Consider the following 18,757-nt stretch of genomic DNA (forward strand, 5'->3'; position numbering starts at 1 on the left):
AGCTATTACTGTTACTTATTAATAACACCAATTATAATTAATAATTTTTGATGTGATATAGCAATCAGCTTTACTCCTTGCCCTTTAATCTTTTCGCAGGACAAAAGAAAGTTGTTTATGCTTATCCGAAAAGTATTGAATGAGTTTTCAGACTTTTTCTTCCGCCTAACTCAGGTTAAATCAAGCGAGAATTGGTAAGGTGATGACAAATTCAGTTCCAACACCCAAGGTAGAATTCACATCCAAACTCCCGTCATGTTTTTCTACCACAATAGACTTAGCGATCGCTAATCCTAAACCCGTTCCTTTACCTACCTGTTTGGTAGTAAATAAATGATCGAAAATCTTTTGTTTGATTGCTTTATTAATCCCTTGACCATTATCAGTAATTGATATTTTTACATATTTATCTGTCTTTAATGTTGTAATTGTAATCCGGTTAGGATTAGCTTTGATTTCTGCAAATGTCTGCCCAATATTTGATTCTTCAAACGCATCAACTGCATTAGCTATTATATTCATAAATACCTGATTTAATTGCCCTGGGAAACAATTAACTAAGGGTAAATCTCCATAGTTAGTAATTACTTCAATAGCGGGATGTTCTTCATTTGCTTTCAAGCGATGTTTGAGGATTAATATTGTACTATTAATTCCTTCATGTATATTAAATGGCACTTTATAATCTTTGTCAGCACGGGAAAAAGTGCGGAGACTAGTACTAATATTTGTCAACCTGTCGCAAGCCACCACCATTGCGTCTATCATTTTGGGTAAGTCTTCTAAGGTATAATCTAAGTCAATTTCTTCGGCATGGTCTTTGATTTCATCACTCTTGTTGGTCAAGGTCTTTTGATATAGCTTTAAGTGTTTAACAATATCATTCAGGGTCGGTTTAGCTTGTTGGAGAGTAGCAAAAATAAAGCCTAATGGATTATTCATTTCATGACCAACTCCAGCAACTAAATTACCCAGTGCAGACATTTTTTCACTTTGGACAATTTGCAGTTGTGCTTGTTGCAAATCTTGTAATGCTTGCCCAGCTTGTTGATAAAGTCGAGCATTCTCTAGGGATATTGCTGCTTGAGAAGACAATAAGTGAATGACTTTGAGACGAGCGCTAGAAAATACTCCTTGAGTCAGTTGATTTTCTAGGTAGAGAATTCCCACTAAATGCCCTTGATTAATAATCGGAGTACAAAATATACTTTTAGGTTGATGTTGCAGTATATATTCTCCAATTAAACCAGGGATATCTGTTTTGCAATTGTCAATCACAACTGTTCGTTGGGTATTTTTGACATAATAGATAATATTTAAAGGAATGTATCGACAATTATCTAGTGATTGAGGTTCGAGTATAGTCTGCATTTCTTTATGCTCAATAAAAGTAATTGCTCGAACTTGCCAATTGCCTGCTTCGGGAAGCAGCAGTACAGCTTTTTTTGCACCAGAGTTTTCTATGATAATGCGAGTGAGGCTGGCAATAAGTTGCTCTAATTCCAGAGAACTGGAAATAGCAATAGCTGCTTTGAGGACAGAGGTAAAATCCAGACCATCGGAAATAGCAGTACTGCCAGTACTATTTGTACAACCAGATGAGGAAGTCCCACGCAAGCTAATAGTTTCTAGGGGGTTGAGGGTAAGTCGTTGCTGTTCTAGGATGGGTTTGAGAAGTTGAGGATAGCGTTTTTCTAAGTCCAAGATTTTGGCTTTTGCACCCCAACGGCTATAGCAATAGTAGGCTTCATGTATATAATCTGAGGCGGCTTTTTCTTTGCCCCAATCGAGGAAAAATTTAGCTGCAAGTTCGTTGGCGAGGGCTTCTTCATAGCCATAACCTTGACGTTGAGCTTGAGCAATGGCTTGTTCATAAAAATCGAGTGCTTCTGCTTTTTGTCCCTTTAAGCGTGCTTTTTCTGCAAGTATTAGCAGACACTTGTGGAGAATATTTTCTGGGCAGGCTTTTGCCCAACTGTTTAAGCGTTCCTCTAAGGGAATTAGCGCTTGCCAATGGAACTGACGCTCTTGCTCGTCGCTAGCAATTTCAGCTAGAGACAGATGCATTAATGCTACATAAAACACGCTAGAAGGGACTTTGGCATGACTGGAAATGGTATTTTCAATTATGCTCAGTTGGGAAATTAAATCTGGGTATGCGGCTTTGTGGTCAAATAAATAAGCATGACGGATTTTGACAGAATATAACCAAGCTAGATGATAAGGGGTATTGCTATATTTTTGTAAATATTCAGCTTCACTGAAACTATCGTCATCAAAGCTGAAGGAGTTTTTTGTTAAACCAAGCAGATTGCGAATTGGTTGAATAACTCCGACAATTAAAGCATCTAGGTTTTCTAAACTTTTGATGCGGCGGAGAAAATCTGCATGGGCTTGGGCGATCGCATATAGTTCATCTAGATTTTTACCATAAGTGAGGCGATCGGAACCACTTAGGATGATCATAAAGCCAACGGTCAGCCAGTTCCCTGCTTCCATACCATACTTGTAGGCGTTGTCATAGTATGTATCTGCTTCTCTAATTGGATGACTCCAGCTATGGACATCCGCAGCAAACAAAAAATTAGTCATTCCCCGGACATCTGCATTATCAAACTGTTCGCAAAGCTGCACCGCCATTTCTCCAAACTGATAAGCTGTTCCCAAATCCTGGAGGATAGCATTGGCAATTAAGGCATAGCCGGCATAGCTAAAGGGGGACATATCGCTGTTACCATACTGCAAAGATAAAGTGGTCATCTTGGCGAGTACCAGCAATCCTAAAGTCGGTTGACCATTAAGCCATGCAGCATAGAAGAGAATTTGTAAAATTCGCAACATTTCTGCAATACTGGCATCTGACATTTTGGGAAGATTGAGAATAGATTCAACAGTCTGCTGCTCTAAAAATTTATTAACTATGGCAATTTCTTTGTCCAGACTCGCTTGAATTAACTCTTGTTCTGTAGGCATTTCCCAGTCAAGTAGTTGTAAACTTTGGCTTTGCATAGCGATCGCTTCCGCATTGCGTCCTTGAAGCTGATATTGAGTCATCTGCACGCGATAAATCACTGCTTTGTCCAGGGGTGTTTCAGCATGGCTCAGTGCTTCCCCATAAAGGGCTTCGGCTCGGTCAAAATTACCACACAGATAAGTTGCTTCTGAGCCATCACGATGCAAACTGTACATTAGTTCATAGTCAGTCTGCCAAGCAGTTACGGGTAATAAATCAATCCCAGTAGTACAATAGCTCTGAGATGCTTGATAAGCAGCCGACAGTTTTGCCTTTTGTCCTGCTTGCAGATTTAAGCGAGCCAGTTGTTTTTTCTGCTCATGGGTAGCAATGGTCGAAAGAGAATCATCTTCAGCGATCGCACCTTGTCCCAAATTCAGTTGGTTTACTAAGTCAAAAATCCGTTCTTGTTGCTCCTGCTCGGATAACCCTTGCAATAACAATTGACCAATCATCAAATGTGTTTTTTGTTTTTGATCTGACGGAATTAAGGAATAAGCTGCTTGTTGGATGCGATCGTGTAGAAATTTATATCCAATAATTTCGGAATTTTGTTGAGTAACAGCTTGATTTTCTGAACCCACAAAAAACTTATAAACCTCACTTTGGGGTAAAATCAAACCTTCCTGTAAAGCATTCCACAAACAAACAGCCGTTTCTATTTTTGATTGTTTAGAAACAATTGCTAATGTTTCTAAATCAAACTGATTGCCGATACAGGCAGCTAATTTTAAAATATCTTGAGTTGATTCTGGCAACTTTTGTAATTGCAATGCCATGAATTCAACGATATCATTTGTGAGCGATCGCTGATTTATTTGCGTGATATCACATTGCCAACATCCCAACTCTAAGTTAAATTCAATTACTCCATCTTGATGTAATGCTTTAAGGAACTGTGTAGCAAAAAATGGATTACCTTGAGTTTTTTGGGATACTAAGCGAGAAAGAGTCCATGCCAAATTTTTTGAGCATTGAAGTGTGTCAGCAACTAATTGATTTACCTGCTCTTGACTCAGTGGTGTTAAAGTAATCGTATTAATCGTGGCTGCTGTTTTTTGAATATCATTCAAAGTCAACATTAACTGGTGTGCTGGGTTGACTTCATTATCACGATAGGCACCAATTAATAAAAAATGCTTTGTATCAGCCATTAATAACTGCATTAACATCAGTGATGCCGAATCAGCCCATTGCAAATCATCTAAAAACATCACTAATGGATGTGCATCACTCGTAAAGACTTTGGTGAATTTCTGGAATAATAAATTAAATCGATTTTGGGCCGCAGTTCCCGATAATTCTGTAGTAGGTGGTTGTTGACCAATAATTCTTGATAATTCGGGGATAACTTCAATAATTACCTGTCCGTTCTCACCAACTGCTTCTAAAATTTTAGTTTTCCATTGCTGAATTTGAAGATCGCTTTCTGTTAACAATTGTGCCATTAAATCTCGGAAAACTTGCACAAAAGCACTGAAGGGAATATTGCGATTAAATTGGTCATATTTACCTTTAATAAAATAACCGCGTTGACGAACTATCGGTTTATGAACTTCGTTAACAACCGCAGTTTTACCAATCCCAGAAAACCCCGCTATCAGCATCATTTCTGTAGCACCAAGGCTAACTCTTTCAAATGCTTGAAGCAGGGTTTTTACTTCTGTTTCTCTTCCATAGAGTTTGTCGGGGATAATGAAGCGATCGCACACATCTCTTTGAGCAATTGAAAAACTCTCAATTCTGCCAATTTCGTTTAGCTGATGTAAACAAATTTCTAAATCTAATTTCAGCCCTAATGCGCTTTGATAACGGTCTTCGGCATTTTTTGCCATTAATTTGGTCACGATGTCACAAAGAACTTGGGGAATTTCTTCGCTATTTCCTAAAAGCGGAGCTTGTTTCGCAATATGACAATGCACTAACTCCATCACATCGTTTGATTGAAAGGGTAACTTTCCTGTAAGTAATTCATAAAAAGTAATACCTAAAGAATAAAAGTCAGCCCGGTAGTCAATTCCCCGATTCATCCTTCCTGTTTGTTCTGGGGAAATATAAGCCAGCGTACCTTCTAATACATTAGGGCTGATGAGCGTTTGGGTTTCCCGTGGTAATAAAGAGGCAATACTAAAGTCAATTACCTTTATTTGCTTAGTTTCGGGGTTAATTAATATATTGGCGGGTTTTATATCTTTATGAATAATTCGATGACGGGAAAGTATATCTAAGGCATCACATAAAGATATTGCGATTTGTAAAAATTCATTTAGAGATGCAACATTATTATTATTGGCGAAATAATCCTTAAGGGAAATTCCCCCAAAGTCTTCCATCACCAATATATAAACATTCTGGTATGGTTCCAGAGTATAGGTTTGAATGATTCCGGGATAGTTGAGATTTTTGGTAATGGTGTACTGGTTACGAAATTGTACGAGTTCGCTAAATGTAGGATAAAGATTTTTTAGCAGTTTAATCACCACAGGTTTTTGATCAGTTTCTCTATATCCCTGATAAACTAGGGTTCTAGAGCCGTTATAAAGTTCTTTGCTAACTTGATAACCGGGAATACTGACTTGGCTGCTAAACATACTGGGTTCATCCTTCGAGATTTTTATGGCTTTTCTAATATCAATCATTTAAACTCTGACTGCATTGGTAGAATTAATGACATTTACTTCAAGGAATAATAAAGAAATCTCTTGGATGTTTTAATTAGGGCGTGTTTTAAAAGTCGATAAAATTCTTGAAAACTCTAAAGATTAATCAATTTAGCATTTACCTATAATTCTTGTACCGCAGCATTGAGGCGAATTGACAGAGCGGCAATGAAAGTCACAGTGAAACACTTTTCAAACAACCTCTGAGGTCTGTATTGAATTCAACGGAGAACCGTTAGAAAATATTTTTCCCATACCCTTAATATTGAAGCTTTTTAATTAACTCCAGTAGTTGTTGATAATCCCTTGTTCCGAATTGAGATCAGCAGCTTTCTGTAAATCCGCGATCGCACCTTGTTTATCTCCAAATGCATAACGGGCAACCCCCCAGGGCGAACGCACGGGATTTCTAAAACCCTTGCTGGACAAGGATCTTGATGAAAAAATAGGCTAAATTAAAAAACGCCAAAACCCTTGCTATTAAAGGATTCTTATACTTTAGATGCGTTTGCCCTGGGCAACCCCCCGACCAGTGTAAGCGGAAGCCAAGTTAGGATTAATCCGCAAAGCTTGATTAAAATCAGTAATTGCTCCCTTCTTGTCTCCCAACTCAAAGCAGGCAATTCCTCGACTGGCGGAAGGTGGCGCAAGGTTGAGGGTATCGATAACGTTTTACTACCGACGAAAGGACTTTTAAAACATCCTCTAAGGCTTGTTTCCCATAAAGTTGAATACTGAGTCTATTAATACTCTGCCTTAATAGTTAATAATATTTTAAACTAGGTATTACTTACTTTTCATATTTATATAACTATAATACACATGGTATAAATATTTATACATATCATGAAAAATTCATTTACCAAAACAGCAGAATTGCTTCACCAAAATTTGCAAAATTATTTGCGATCGCTTAAAAATTGGTTTTTCGATACACCAGAAAGGGCACTCTTAGAAGCTCAACAAGCTGCTCAGAGAATTAAAAACATCGAAATAGAACATTTTGAAGGTAAAAAAATATCTTCAAAATCAGGAAAATATACTGAAACCGCGATGTCTTATTGGCAAGTCTATCTTGATAAAAACCTAACTATTATTAAGTTCAGGCTGGCAGAATTCCAACTTAGTCGGGGAATTGTCAATATCTCTAATTCTGTTTTATTAGAAAAGCTGAAGGTCATTGATGAAGTTGTAGAGAAATATGCTATCAAAGATGAGCTGATTAGTAACAGTGAGTTATTGTCAAATAATGAATCACTAAAAGTTAATCAGAGTGAAATCAATAAACAACCAGAATTATCTAATATTAAACGTCTGCCTCCAAATCAAAAAGCTAGAGCTTTCCCTGGGTCTCTTGGCAGAACTATTAATAAAATTAAAGGTGATTTTTCACCACAGGGAGAAGAAGAATTTGTCAAAAATTACCGAATTTCTAGAAATAGAACAAAGGTTGGTCTAAGATTTTTGCTCACTTTAATTATTGTTCCACTTTTGACTCAGATTCTATCTAAACAATTCTTAGTTATTCCTCTATTAGAAAAGACCAGAGGAGAGAATACATCTCAAATCTTCATCAATTCTGACATAGAAAAAGAAGCTCTCCATGAATTATCTAATTTTCAACAAAATTTGAGGTTTGAATCTTTATTAAAAAATGCACCAGCCCTTTCTTCGGAGGTAATTAAAGAAAAAATAAAGGAGAAAGCAATTGAGATAGCTGAGGAATTTAATCTAAAAACTAATAGTGCTGTTAGTAATGTATTTGCTGATTTGATATCATTAATTTCTTTTAGTATAATTATCGTTTATAGTAAAAGAGAAATTGTGATTGTGAAGTCTTTCTTAGATACTATAGTTTATGGATTGAGCGATAGTGCTAAGGCTTTTATAATTATTCTCTTTACAGATATATTCGTAGGATTCCATTCCCCAGATGGATGGGAGGTTCTTCTGGAAGGATTTGCAGAACATTTAGGTTTGCCAGCCAGTAGAAATGCAATATTTTTATTTATTGCGACATTTCCTGTAATTTTAAACACTATCTTTAAGTACTGGATATTCCGCTATCTGAGTCGTTTATCTCCGTCGGCATTAGCAACATTAAAAGAGATGGACGAGTAATTTATAATTCATAATTATATTATTTTGATTCATTTTTCTGATGATTCGCTAGGCTATGTATATCCTGGTTTTTCTGAAGCGTACTATGGATTTTGAAAGTAAAGCCAATGCCCCAACTTCCACAGACAATATAGAGTTTGCTCAACAAACTACTAACCGTAAGCCATTGCAATTGCTGCGAGATACCGAGGCTTTACTACGCCGCCCAACTGTAGCAACACTGTCGCCGATTTTGCCACCAAAACTGAGCAATAAATTCCAAGCAACCTCATCTTTGGCAGATGACTCCTTTAAGGAATTGGCAGAAATTGACCTAGACACTATTAGTGATTTTGAACTGCGACCTGTACGAATTCGTGTTGGCTTAAGCTTTGTTGGTTTTGGGGCACTGATGATATTAGTGCTACTACTGTACTTGAACACCTTGCATCCAGAACTCAGCACTGGTGAGCAGATTCGGCAATACTGGTATCAATATGTTTGGTTTGTTAGTTTGGGTGTTGCAGGGATGTTTATGTTGGGTCGGGAAGCGATGCGTCCTATGCCAAAGCGACGGAAATAATTCTTAAGGAGGCAGGTGTAGCTACAGCTATATTTGGTATTTTAGAATTTATTGCATTTAAAGTTTCTTCTATAGGACTTACACAAAACATCGTATGAATTGAGGGTTAGCAAACACACGTCAGTTGATAACCCGCAACTGGAGTTACTTATCAGCCTTACCTGCCTTTTTGATACCTTGCCATCTTTGCCGCAGTCGCTTCAAGTTAGGCGTATGACCACCATAACGCCAGTCAACATAGGCTTGGCTAATCTCATCTATTACCTCAGCAGTTGCTGGGGGATGATGCTGGTATGATCCTCTGGCATACTCTAAAGGTGTTTGTGCTGGATGTTTACCTAAACCTTTTTGGGTTGTCCATTGCAGCATTTGTTGATAAAGGCTTTCCATTGCTGGCAATCTCTTTAACCATCGGCGGTTGCGCCACTCTCGCCACTGACCCCAACCCAGCCAACCAAAGAAAGCCGCTGTAGTTGCCAAGATTAAGCCAGTTAATATACCAAACCAACCTTGAGAAAATAAAGCTAAAAACCAAGCGATCGCTCTAATCACCCACCTAAATATTGTCTCAAATACATTATTCAATAAACCTGTCACTGGAGAAGGTAGCCATCCAGCAACCCAGTGCCATAACTGGCGCAAGACACTAAAAGTCTGAGTATCTTCTACTGATGGAGGTATGAGGGGATGATTGGGAATCGGGTCAAAGGCAAACCAGCCATATTTCGGAAAATATACTTCTGTCATCGCATAAGCGTCAGTATTACGGACAACATATAGTCCTGTAAATGGATTAAATTCTCCTGAACTAAACCCTGCTACTAACCGCGCTGGGATACCAATGGAACGTAGCATCACCGTGAGAACTGTGGAGAAGTGGTCTGGATAACCACCTTTATATTTGAATAAAAAAGCTTCTACTAAGTCATCTTTTTCTCCCAAATAAGGCAAATCTAAGGCATTTTTGGGAAGAGAGTAACGTTGCTTTAAATATTGAGCTAAGTAGAGAGCCTTTTCATAGGCTGAATCTAGGCTTTTAGAAGACTTTGTGACTCCTTCCCGACTGTAGTTAGCAAGGATTTCTTCGGTACGTTGCCGGACTTTTTCGGCAATTTCGGGAGGAATTTGCAGATAATGCTGTTTAATATCTCGTGGATATTTAGTAGAAGCTTCACCTAATTTAGTGCGATCGCGGTATGGTACTTCAGAAATTACTGTGTAGGTGAGTCCTTCTGATAATTCCACAGGCGATCGCAATCCATCTTCTTTATCAACCGCAACCATTGGTGTCGGAAAGTAAATCTCTTTGGGATAAGCCATCGCCGGAATTAGGTTAGGCAAGTCCGCCACTACTGTATAAGTTTGTACTATTTCTTGGGTTTTAGCAGTAGTCAGAGGTGGGTTCAGGAAAATTTGGTAAGACCAAGGCGATCGCTTGATGGTCGTAACATCTTCATTACGGGAAACTTCCCATCCTTTACCCGTATAGCGGTCAAATCCTAGTACTCGCCAAAAACCCTCAGCTTGCGATCGCACCCGCATCACAACTTTAGGTTTCATCTCACCGCGCAGATTTTGGTTAATTTGGCTATTAAAACCGTAATAAAAGTTATTATCTACCTTACCTGGTTGACCACTTTGGCCTTGTCCCGTACCACTGCCTTGATTATTACCACTACCTTGACGGACATAACCGGGATTGATGATAGTACGGCCAGTAAAATTACCTTTTAACTGGATAGAAGAACTTACAGGAAAATTCCGTAATTGATAACCGGGAAATCTTGGTAAAACAGCAAAAATTGCCAGCCCCAGACTGACAATTAGTAAAAAAGTCAGAGTTAAAAATTTAAAATTAAGAGTTGAGGAATTCTTTGGGTTGAATTTTTCCTTTTGATTTTTTAATGGCTGCAAACCCAAGCGTGAGCGATAATCTAGCACTAAAGTTGGCAAAGCGATCGCTAAAAATAACAGCAACACAGGTGCAAATGCTAAAGTCTGACTTAACGTTGCCGCCACACCCAATAAAATCAGTCCTATAACAATCGAATAGCCCAAATTTTTCCGGCGGGGTGTATCAAAGCTGTGCAACACCTGAAGTTGAATTAATAACTCCGCCAAACCCAACCGCGTATCATTCAACTCTCCCACTAACCGCCCAAAGAAAGCACCCAGCGCTATTAACATTCCGATAGCGATGCAAAATTGAACTGCAACATTGCGATCGCGGCGACGATAGTAACTCCAAATCGCACCAAATACACTCAGGGGTAACGCCCAAAAACTGAATGAAGTCTCGGCGGCGATATCTGTCGCCCCAATTCCCAAAATAACCAATGCTAGCACCAGCACCCGCAAGGAAATTGAATCTTCCACTTCTGTCAAAGGCGATCGCTGCAAATTTTGCCGCCAATTACCCACAGGGACACGCCAAAACCGATTCATCCTGGATAAGTTGAGCATTTCGAGTCTAAGTTATAGATGCCACGGAAACAATGTTGAGGACAAAACTATTCGCCCTACTTTAAAGTATTCCCGTTAGAAGAAGCTTTATTATCAAAGATTTAGGGATCACCACTTTAGTTGCCTTAAGTACAGGTGAGAAGATTGCCAATCCAAAGGGATTTAAGACAAAAAAAGCTAAATTGCGTAAAGCACAAAAAGCGTTAAGTCGTAAGCAGAAAGGTTCTAATAATCGCCATAAGGCTCGGCTTAAAGTAGCTAAGATCCATGCCGAAATAAGTGATGCACGAAATGATTTTCTTCACAAGTTGACAACTCGATTGGTACGTGAAAACCAAACGATTGCTGTTGAGAACTTGACTGTGAAGAATATGGTGAAAAATAAAAAACTCGCTCTCTCTATTAGTAATGCTAGCTGGGGTGAATTAGTCAGACAACTTGAATATAAGTGCGATTGGTATGGTCGTACTTTTGTCAAGATTGACCGATGGTTCCCTAGTTCTAAGCTTTGTGGGCACTGTGGTTACATCGTTGAGAAGTTGCCTTTAAATGTCAGAGAGTGGGATTGCCCAAAATGCAGTACACATCACGATAGAGATATCAATGCTGCTAAGAACATTTTGGCTGCGGGACTCGCAGTTTCAGTCTGTGGAGCGAACATAAGACCCGATAGATTTGAGTCTATTGGGCCGTTGCGAAAAACCAGCAATGGTAAGAAACAGAAACCTAAGTCGTGAGTCTTAGGAATCCCCGACCGTTCACGGCGGGGTGGATGTCAACCTGTCTTCATTCATCTATCGGACTGATATTTGATTTTTGAAAAAACTCCATACAACTCAAAAAGCCTTCTTTCCTATTGCCTCTTGCCTTCCCACGCAAGTAAATATGGTTACGCTCCCGTGAGGGATACAAAAATCAAAGCGGATTCCTATATCAAGGTTTAGCGCCTATTTTTACAAAATAAAAAGGTTGAAAACAGAGTTTTCAACCTTTGCTTCCCTTCTCCTGTCGTAGGGTTTCATTGTGCCAAGAGTGAACATAGTTTTGTATAAAAAAACAGCACAATCGAATAAATTCGTTGTGAAAAATTGGTTGCTTGGTAAAATAGAGGCGAAATCAGCACAACAAATTAACTCGTTCCCCAGGCTTTGCTAGTAACCGAGTGGACTGACGAGTATCCACGAACATTCAATTTATGGGATGGAGGGTGAGTCTACACCACTAGTTAACTGTAACCACGCCTAAGTATAAGTAAGCACCCTGTTGCTAGTAGTATCTAGAGACTGAAAAAGCCCCAAGGCAACAGCTAGGGAATAGTTACCTTAAGATATGCGGCATTACGTACTAGCCGTGGTAATTAAGATTACATAGTGGGATTAATGACAAACAAAAGCGGCTGTTGGTCTATTTCGGGAAACTCAACTTCCAGAGTATAAGTTGGGTTAAGTTGCTCACAACCTAACTCTACACTTAAGTATCCCGAAGTCGAAGATGTTGCCATTGCTAAAGTGCCACTTCCACGAAGTATCAAAGTTCCTTTAACAGGTAACTCAGCCTGAACAAGTAACTTCGTAAGTTTACCTTCAGACTGATACTCTACTTTGATGTTCAAATTACCGACAGTGGTTAGCCATTGTCTTTCTACCACTGGGCTGCTTGCTGAAAGTGGTAGAGTCAAATTTTCCAGCAGTTGTTTAGCTGCCAGCAACGACAAAGCCATCTGTTGACGCGGCTGTAAATCTGAGTAATCGCTCTGGATATTGGGCATTGTCTCCAGAGTACTGACAGAGCGATAGGTACTTCTTAGCACCAATCCAGCTATATCATTTAGTGCTTGAGACTCGTTGGGAAAAAAGTTCTCCACCACTTGAACTAATTTTGCCCCTAGAGGGACTGAAGATGTCACCAATGCCTGACACTGTTCCAGCAATTGCTGGAAAACTCTCTCCGGCAAGGGGCAAGGCAGTTTCAGCTTCGACTGTTGTACCATCCATCCCCAGGTAGGAACGAGCGTCATTGACGGCTCATCAACAAAATCGGGATAGTCGATTAATTGTGTTTCCCAGGGAAACAAAGGTGGGTGGTCTTGGGCTTGGATTTGTAACCGATGTTTAATGACGGCTTGAAAACGATCTTGCACAGTAGGAATTTCTCCCAATTGAAGGGTCTGGGGCGTTACTCCCAATTTTGGCTCACTGCTTTTTGAAGCAGTGGCTTCATTGATGAGTTTTTTTACCCCGTCATTTTCCTCAGATTCTACCGATCGCTCGTTATTTTTGACATCATCTGTCAATAACCAACCGAGATACTGGTATTGTGAGGATTCTGAGTCACTATTCATGAGTAGATGCACCTGATCCGGACACTAATGAGTTACGAATTTCCCAAGCTTGCTCAAGAATCTTAAACCATCGCTTTTGAAGTTGTGCCATTGACAGCCCTAAAGTTTTGGCGATTTTTTCATCGGCTTGTCCTTGTTGCTTCAACTCTAATAAAGACCGTTGCTTATTGTCCAGCTGTGCTGTGTATACTTGCCATTGCTGGGGAGTTAAGCCCAAATTGGTGTGCAAAGAAGCTTCCAGCCACTCGTGAACTAATTCCCAACGGTGTAATAACGCAAACCGAATTAAATGATACTTGAAGCGCTGCTGTAAGTAATCTCTCTGACGAGGGGTTAAACCTAAAATCGACTCTATTTCTTGTGCTGAGAGATCCTGGAGGCGGAGGGAAAAGTAATCAGCACAGTCAGATTGTTGTCGTTGTTCGAGATAATTCATTAATTCTGTAACCACAACCGAACGCAAGGTATCTTCTTCAGGTTCGGGTTCGGCTTGCGTTGCCATTGTGGAGCGCAATTGATGCACTGCTGGTTCTTCCCAAGAACCATCGCCTTCATTATTGCTACCTTCTGCGGCTTGTTCTATATCTACGCTGGTTTCTGGGGGCTGCTGTTGAGAAAAAGTTTGTGCCCGCAGGATAATTAGCTGCTGCTGACGGCCTGGTAAGGGAATGCGTCGTTTGCCGTAGCGCTCGGTAAATGCCATATACTCAGACAATTCTAGAAGCGTCTGAGGGCGATAAGTAGCACCAAGTTGATTTTCTCGCCGGAAAGCGTTTAATGCTTCCAGATAAAAACTTTGTAAAAAATCTTCGATTATAGTCAGTCGCCCTTGATAACTCAATTGCTTCTGAGGCGGATTAATGTATCGATAAATAATTGCACTCAGAGTACTGTGTAATTCTACCCTGCCCCGATTTGAACCCAACTGATAGTACCTGAGACACTGTTGTAGCCGATGCCGAGCCAGGGTCATCGCCGAGCTTTCTACAGTTCCAGAAGCTTGAATACGTTTGCTCTCGTGGCAAATCCGATATACTTCGGTGGTAATACGTCTTGCTACATCATGGCAATTCTGTTCCGAAGCTTTGGTCGATTGTTGAAACTCCTTGGATAGGAGTTGAAAGATCACCTCCACGCCTTTAGAATTTTCTCCCAGAATATTTGCAGATGGAATTGTTGCGGTTGCGGCTGAATTCATAGTCTCAGTTTTCAAAAGACCTTAAGTATTTAAATACAACCTGTACGACTGTGGGTGTTGGCTTTTTGGTTTTACGTATAAGCTAAACGCAGACCAATCCTACATTCAGGATATGGCTGATTTTATTATTCCCAACTTGGATGGGATTGTTCACACTTTGATAGATGTTATTGCCATTACCCAGGAGCCGTATACAAGTCATTATGGATTTAGAAGCACAAATTCAATTGCTGATTGACAATGCACCCCGCGATGGTATGACACCAAATCTGATTGCAGCAATTGCTCCTGCCCTTAGAGCGATCGCTCAAAAATTACGTCACTCCCAGTACTATATTCTCCAAAATTCGGAGGCAAGCTGGGTTTTAACTACTTTGAGCAATCGTGCTAATCCAGGATTGGAAAAGCGAGTTATTTACGCTTTCCCTACCATACAGGATGTCTCTCTAATTTCCCCTGCTGGGCTTGACCCTCAAATGCTAGCTAAAATTGTTCCTGTCACCCATATTTTGTTCCAATTGGTGGCATTAGAACCCGTAGATAGTATCCTTTTTTTGGAAACGCCGGGTAAGACCACTCATACCGTCGAAATTCGGCGAACTGATCTAGAGAAACTCATGCAACAAAGGTTACGGCAGCAGCGATCGCCTAAACAGGTACCCCCTGATATTGCATAGAAAAATTTGGGATGTGGGATTTTTTAGATACAATCCCACATCCCAAATTTTAAAGCTCAAATTTATTTGAAAAAGTTTTTGATGAAAAGAAATTAATGCCAATTACTACCCTTTTAGTTCTTTAAAGAACCAGGCATCGGCTTAATCTAAAATTGGTGAACAAACAGTTATCAGTGAACATTTTTCCAAATTTAGCTGACAACTGAGCCAAATTTCCCCACCTAAGAACATTTGGTAGGTTTAACTTGGCATCTAAAGCCCCATTTTGTACCTAATAACTGATAACTGAGTTAATAGAGGCGACTCAGTGTGTACTCAGCTATGTTAATTAATGCCTGGTGAGATTCTGAGGGTGGGAGAACTGCAAGATGTTCAATTGCTAACTTAGCATGGTGAGCAGCTAACTCCCGTGCCTGGTTTATGCCTTGACTATCTTGAATTAGTGCTAGTGCTTGCTCTAAATCTCCATCTTGAGCAAACTCTCGGTCAATTAGCACTTCCAAGGATGATTTTTCCGCTAAAGCAAATAAAACGGGCGCAGTCAGATTACCACTTTTGAGATCAGACCCCACTGGTTTACCCAAGGTATCTGTCGTACTGGTGAAATCTAGAATGTCGTCAACAATTTGAAATGCTATACCAAAATGACGACCGTAGTTATACAGATGCTCAACAGTTTCCCGCGAGACTTCACTAAGTAACCCAGCAGCTTTAGAACTGTTGGCGATTAACGAAGCTGTTTTGTAATAACTCTTCTGGAGGTAAGTTTCAATAGAGATACCAGCATCAAAACGATTTAGTCCCTGCTGGATTTCCCCAGTAGCCAGATCCATAATGACTTCTGAGAGGAGTTTCACAACCTCCAAATTGTCCAAGTTTGCTAAATACCAGGACGATTGGGCAAAAAGAAAATCTCCTGCTAATATGGCAATGCGATTACCGAACAAACTATGAACGGTAGGAACGCCTCGCCGCACGTCTGATTCATCTACCACATCGTCATGTACCAAGCTTGCTGTGTGAATCATTTCTGTAATCTCAGCTAGGCGGCGATGACGCGGTGTAATATCTTGCTCTAACATTGTTGCCCGCGATATTAGCAGGACAATTGCTGGTCTGATACGCTTTCCCCCAGCTCCGAATAAATGTTCGGCTGCTGCAAACAAAATGGGGTGGCGATTTCCAACTAGCTGTTTTAGGTTATCTGCTAGTAGTCGCAGGTCTGCTTCCACAGGGGTAAACAGGGAGGTGGCTGGGGTCATGGATGGGCGGACTCTGACTTAGGTTACGAAAGTTTACATATCCTACACTCATTTTAAGATAACCCTGTGCCAGCGCAAAGTTTTCATAAGACAATCCCATTTTCATGAGTCTATCGGTGATAATTAAGGTTGCTCTACTTTTGTCAATAAGTAATTATGCTTAATTTTTGAGATAATAATATCTTAAACTAACTTAAAACATGACTTCTCAGTACACGGAGACAAATACCAGCTTTAATTGTATTAAGTAGTTTGCAAGTACACATTTACCGCCACAGATCAAAGCAAAATTCAAGCAATATTACTTATTGACAAAATGGATATAATTTAAATTGAGTTGCCAATGGATAAAACTAAATTTCTTCAGAACTGAAGTGTAGCTATTCAAAAAATTTGAAATTTAGCAGTGGAATGGGCTTCAAATTCAGGGTCGTTGTGTTACGCTAAAATATAGGAATTTTAAATTTTTAAGATGTTCACACCCCAAAGTGATTCACTTACTAAGTGATTTTACTGGCTCGGTGATGTGAGTCTAAAATAATTAGTCGTAGCCTAGATTAAGGGAATAATCCCTTTGATTTTTCCTACGATATGCAAAACTCCTGGCTTGGAGCTATGCTATATCCCTATGGGAAGCCGCTACACGTCTTCAGCGCACGTTGAGCGCAAGCATTGCTCTTTTCACAGCAGTGTGAGTAAAAATAACGCAGATCGAGTAGACCGCTGAGAATCGTAGTTTTAGATTGCTAAACGGCAATCTAACTGGTGTGGATCTATGGTCTGCAAAAAGTCTCATTAGACAATAAATTCTTTGTCCGTAGAGAATTTTATCTCTATAGGTAATTTTACCATAGGAAGCTACAGCAATCAAGAATGTACTTGGTTGACTGAGGTTCTACTAATTTTATGGAATTTTATATTCGTTTGAAAGGGTGCTAGTAGAACAATGATTTACGGAAGTATACCTATGATGATTTTTATTTTAGCGTCTGGATATTTGTTCACAGTCTACCTGTTATTAGCACTGGCAAAGCGAACGGGCACAAAGACTGTTCCTAAAACTTTTCCTTCATCTGCCGAAGGAAAACACAAGCAGGAGATATCAGTAAGGGCAAAAGTGACTGAAGCTGTTAATAGTCAGTAGTGGGTAGTGAGGAGTTAAGAGTTATTAATTCAAAATTTTTAACTCCTAATACTGATTACATCTAAGGTTGCTTGCGAACAAGGGGATTTTGCCCCTTGCCTCACTAGTTTGATTCTGTAAAGTTTCACAAAGAATAGGTATAAACCTCGTCTAGCTCGAAACCTGTGGTTTTTTTGCCAAAAAATATAAAAAACCTTAGAAATGCCCTTGGTCTAAATCGTTCTATTTGTTTGGGTCGTTTTTATCCTTTTTGTCCTTGGGATCTTTTTTAGGTTTTTTAACTTCTTTATTACTTTTTCTTTCCTTCGACATTAGCGTTCTCCAACTAGGTTATTCAGTGAAAGCTTCCATATTCTGCCGTTAGAAAATCAGGACATGACTTACCTGATATTCTTGTAAGGCAAAAAAGAAAGTATCAAACATAAATGCTACTAACTACAATGATACGGTGTTGTTTGATTTAATGTAGCTTGAATCCATATTGCCAGAGGTTGCCCAAATTTCATCAAGATTCAGGTTACAGAGGAGAATTTTCTTTTCTGGCAATCATAACCTAAGTAAATCGGCTTAAATAATTAAAGATTTGCAAGACTTACGCAAATAATAGCCAAAACCACACGCGGTAGGGGTAATATCATGAATTGCCTCTACCGCGTGTGGTTTTGCGTAAATTCTATTCTAACTCCCTTGACTGACTATTGCTCCAACAATTTCAATCGTTGCCACCAACGATTGAGGGGATAATAGACCACGGGTGCCCACAGACTACTAAGAATGGCAGAGGCGAGGGCGACACGCTGGTAATATGTCCAAATATCTGTTACTTTGCGCTCATTTCCTATCAAAGTTAATTGCAACCCAAAGATAGTTTCTGCCAAAACTGCCATCACAAAGACAATTACAGCAATTGAAATAAAGTCTTCTTCAATAAAACGCTGTTTCTGGAGTAAACCAGTTAAAACTCCCACTATCCCTAAACTGAGGGCATGAGTCGGGTTAGGTGCTGTCATGGAATCTTGAAGTAGCCCCAGAACTATACCTGCCAAGGCTCCAGCAAATACTGTGCGCTTCACACTCCAAGTTACCACCCAAATTAATAGCCAGTTAGGGCCAATTCCCAATAATTCCATACCTGGCAGGCGGGTTGGTAATAATAGTAAACATAACAGTACAGAACTAGCAGTCACTATCCAACTAAACAACTGCCGTACACCGGGATGCCAACGAGAAAGTGGCTGTATTCGGAATTTCGATTTTCGCTCTGACGATTTTGGCTTTTTCTGCCTGCTAATACCAAATGCAGGAATCTTCATTTT

13 protein-coding genes are annotated in these 18,757 nt (G+C 39.7%); 5 read left to right on the forward strand and 8 right to left on the reverse strand.

All coding sequences use genetic code 11. From position 1 onward, the window contains the following. Positions 1-180 precede the first annotated feature (180 nt). The 3 genes from ACFFRD_RS15990 to ACFFRD_RS16000 all read right to left on the reverse strand — a co-directional run bounded on the left by ACFFRD_RS15990 (position 181) and on the right by ACFFRD_RS16000 (position 6,282). Positions 181-5,604: an AAA family ATPase gene (locus ACFFRD_RS15990; RefSeq protein WP_392483083.1), complete on the reverse strand. Its 5,424-nt coding sequence runs from the start codon at positions 5,602-5,604 to the stop codon at positions 181-183. A 348-nt stretch (positions 5,605-5,952) separates the two neighbouring features. After that, positions 5,953-6,075, reverse strand: coding sequence for a hypothetical protein (locus tag ACFFRD_RS15995; RefSeq protein ID WP_392482307.1), 123 nt, complete (start codon positions 6,073-6,075; stop codon positions 5,953-5,955). Between the two features lie 96 nt (positions 6,076-6,171). Then, a complete protein-coding gene (locus ACFFRD_RS16000) occupies positions 6,172-6,282 on the reverse strand; it encodes a tetratricopeptide repeat protein (RefSeq protein ID WP_392482309.1) in 111 nt (36 codons plus the stop codon). 237 nt (positions 6,283-6,519) lie between these two features. Between ACFFRD_RS16000 and ACFFRD_RS16005 the strand changes: the two genes are divergently transcribed. Together ACFFRD_RS16005 and ACFFRD_RS16010 are read left to right on the forward strand one after the other, a co-directional pair. Next, positions 6,520-7,794 (forward strand): proton extrusion protein PcxA, encoded by a 1,275-nt coding sequence (locus ACFFRD_RS16005; protein ID WP_392482311.1) that lies wholly within the window; start codon positions 6,520-6,522, stop codon positions 7,792-7,794. 85 nt (positions 7,795-7,879) lie between these two features. Next, positions 7,880-8,356 (forward strand): hypothetical protein, encoded by a 477-nt coding sequence (locus ACFFRD_RS16010; RefSeq protein ID WP_179072219.1) that lies wholly within the window; start codon positions 7,880-7,882, stop codon positions 8,354-8,356. A 144-nt stretch (positions 8,357-8,500) separates the two neighbouring features. Here the strand turns inward: ACFFRD_RS16010 and ACFFRD_RS16015 are convergent, their stop codons facing one another. After that, entirely contained in the window at positions 8,501-10,801 is a 2,301-nt protein-coding gene (locus ACFFRD_RS16015) for a DUF3488 and DUF4129 domain-containing transglutaminase family protein (RefSeq protein ID WP_392482312.1), read from the reverse strand. A gap of 161 nt (positions 10,802-10,962) precedes the next feature. Here ACFFRD_RS16015 and ACFFRD_RS16020 point away from each other — a divergent pair, with 161 nt between their 5' ends. Continuing rightward, positions 10,963-11,556, forward strand: a complete 594-nt coding sequence (locus ACFFRD_RS16020) for an RNA-guided endonuclease TnpB family protein (RefSeq protein WP_392483084.1) — start codon at positions 10,963-10,965, stop codon at positions 11,554-11,556. Positions 11,557-12,182: 626 nt separating this feature from the next. Here ACFFRD_RS16020 and ACFFRD_RS16025 read toward each other — a convergent pair. Beyond that, positions 12,183-13,160: a PatU gene (locus tag ACFFRD_RS16025; protein ID WP_392482313.1), complete on the reverse strand. Its 978-nt coding sequence runs from the start codon at positions 13,158-13,160 to the stop codon at positions 12,183-12,185. Further along, complete coding sequence (gene hetZ, locus ACFFRD_RS16030) at positions 13,153-14,358, reverse strand: heterocyst differentiation protein HetZ (RefSeq protein WP_114085764.1); 1,206 nt, start codon at positions 14,356-14,358, stop codon at positions 13,153-13,155. Before hetZ ends, ACFFRD_RS16025 begins: the two co-directional genes overlap by 8 nt. 203 nt (positions 14,359-14,561) lie before the next feature. Here hetZ and ACFFRD_RS16035 point away from each other — a divergent pair, with 203 nt between their 5' ends. Further along, entirely contained in the window at positions 14,562-15,035 is a 474-nt protein-coding gene (locus ACFFRD_RS16035; RefSeq protein WP_392482314.1) for a hypothetical protein, read from the forward strand. 290 nt (positions 15,036-15,325) lie between these two features. Here the strand turns inward: ACFFRD_RS16035 and sds are convergent, their stop codons facing one another. Beyond that, positions 15,326-16,297, reverse strand: a complete 972-nt coding sequence (sds, locus tag ACFFRD_RS16040; RefSeq protein WP_114085766.1) for a solanesyl diphosphate synthase — start codon at positions 16,295-16,297, stop codon at positions 15,326-15,328. Positions 16,298-17,243: 946 nt separating this feature from the next. On the opposite strand from sds, the gene ACFFRD_RS16045 reads away from it, so the two are divergent. After that, on the forward strand, positions 17,244-17,441 hold the full coding sequence (locus ACFFRD_RS16045; protein ID WP_392482315.1) for a hypothetical protein: 198 nt from the start codon (positions 17,244-17,246) through the stop codon (positions 17,439-17,441). Between the two features lie 695 nt (positions 17,442-18,136). Here the strand turns inward: ACFFRD_RS16045 and mreD are convergent. After that, a complete protein-coding gene (mreD, locus tag ACFFRD_RS16050) occupies positions 18,137-18,754 on the reverse strand; it encodes a rod shape-determining protein MreD (protein WP_392482316.1) in 618 nt (205 codons plus the stop codon). Between the last annotated feature and the right edge of the window lie 3 nt (positions 18,755-18,757).

The organism is Nostoc sp. C110 (assembly GCF_043099725.1).
GTDB lineage: Bacteria > Cyanobacteriota > Cyanobacteriia > Cyanobacteriales > Nostocaceae > Nostoc > Nostoc muscorum_A.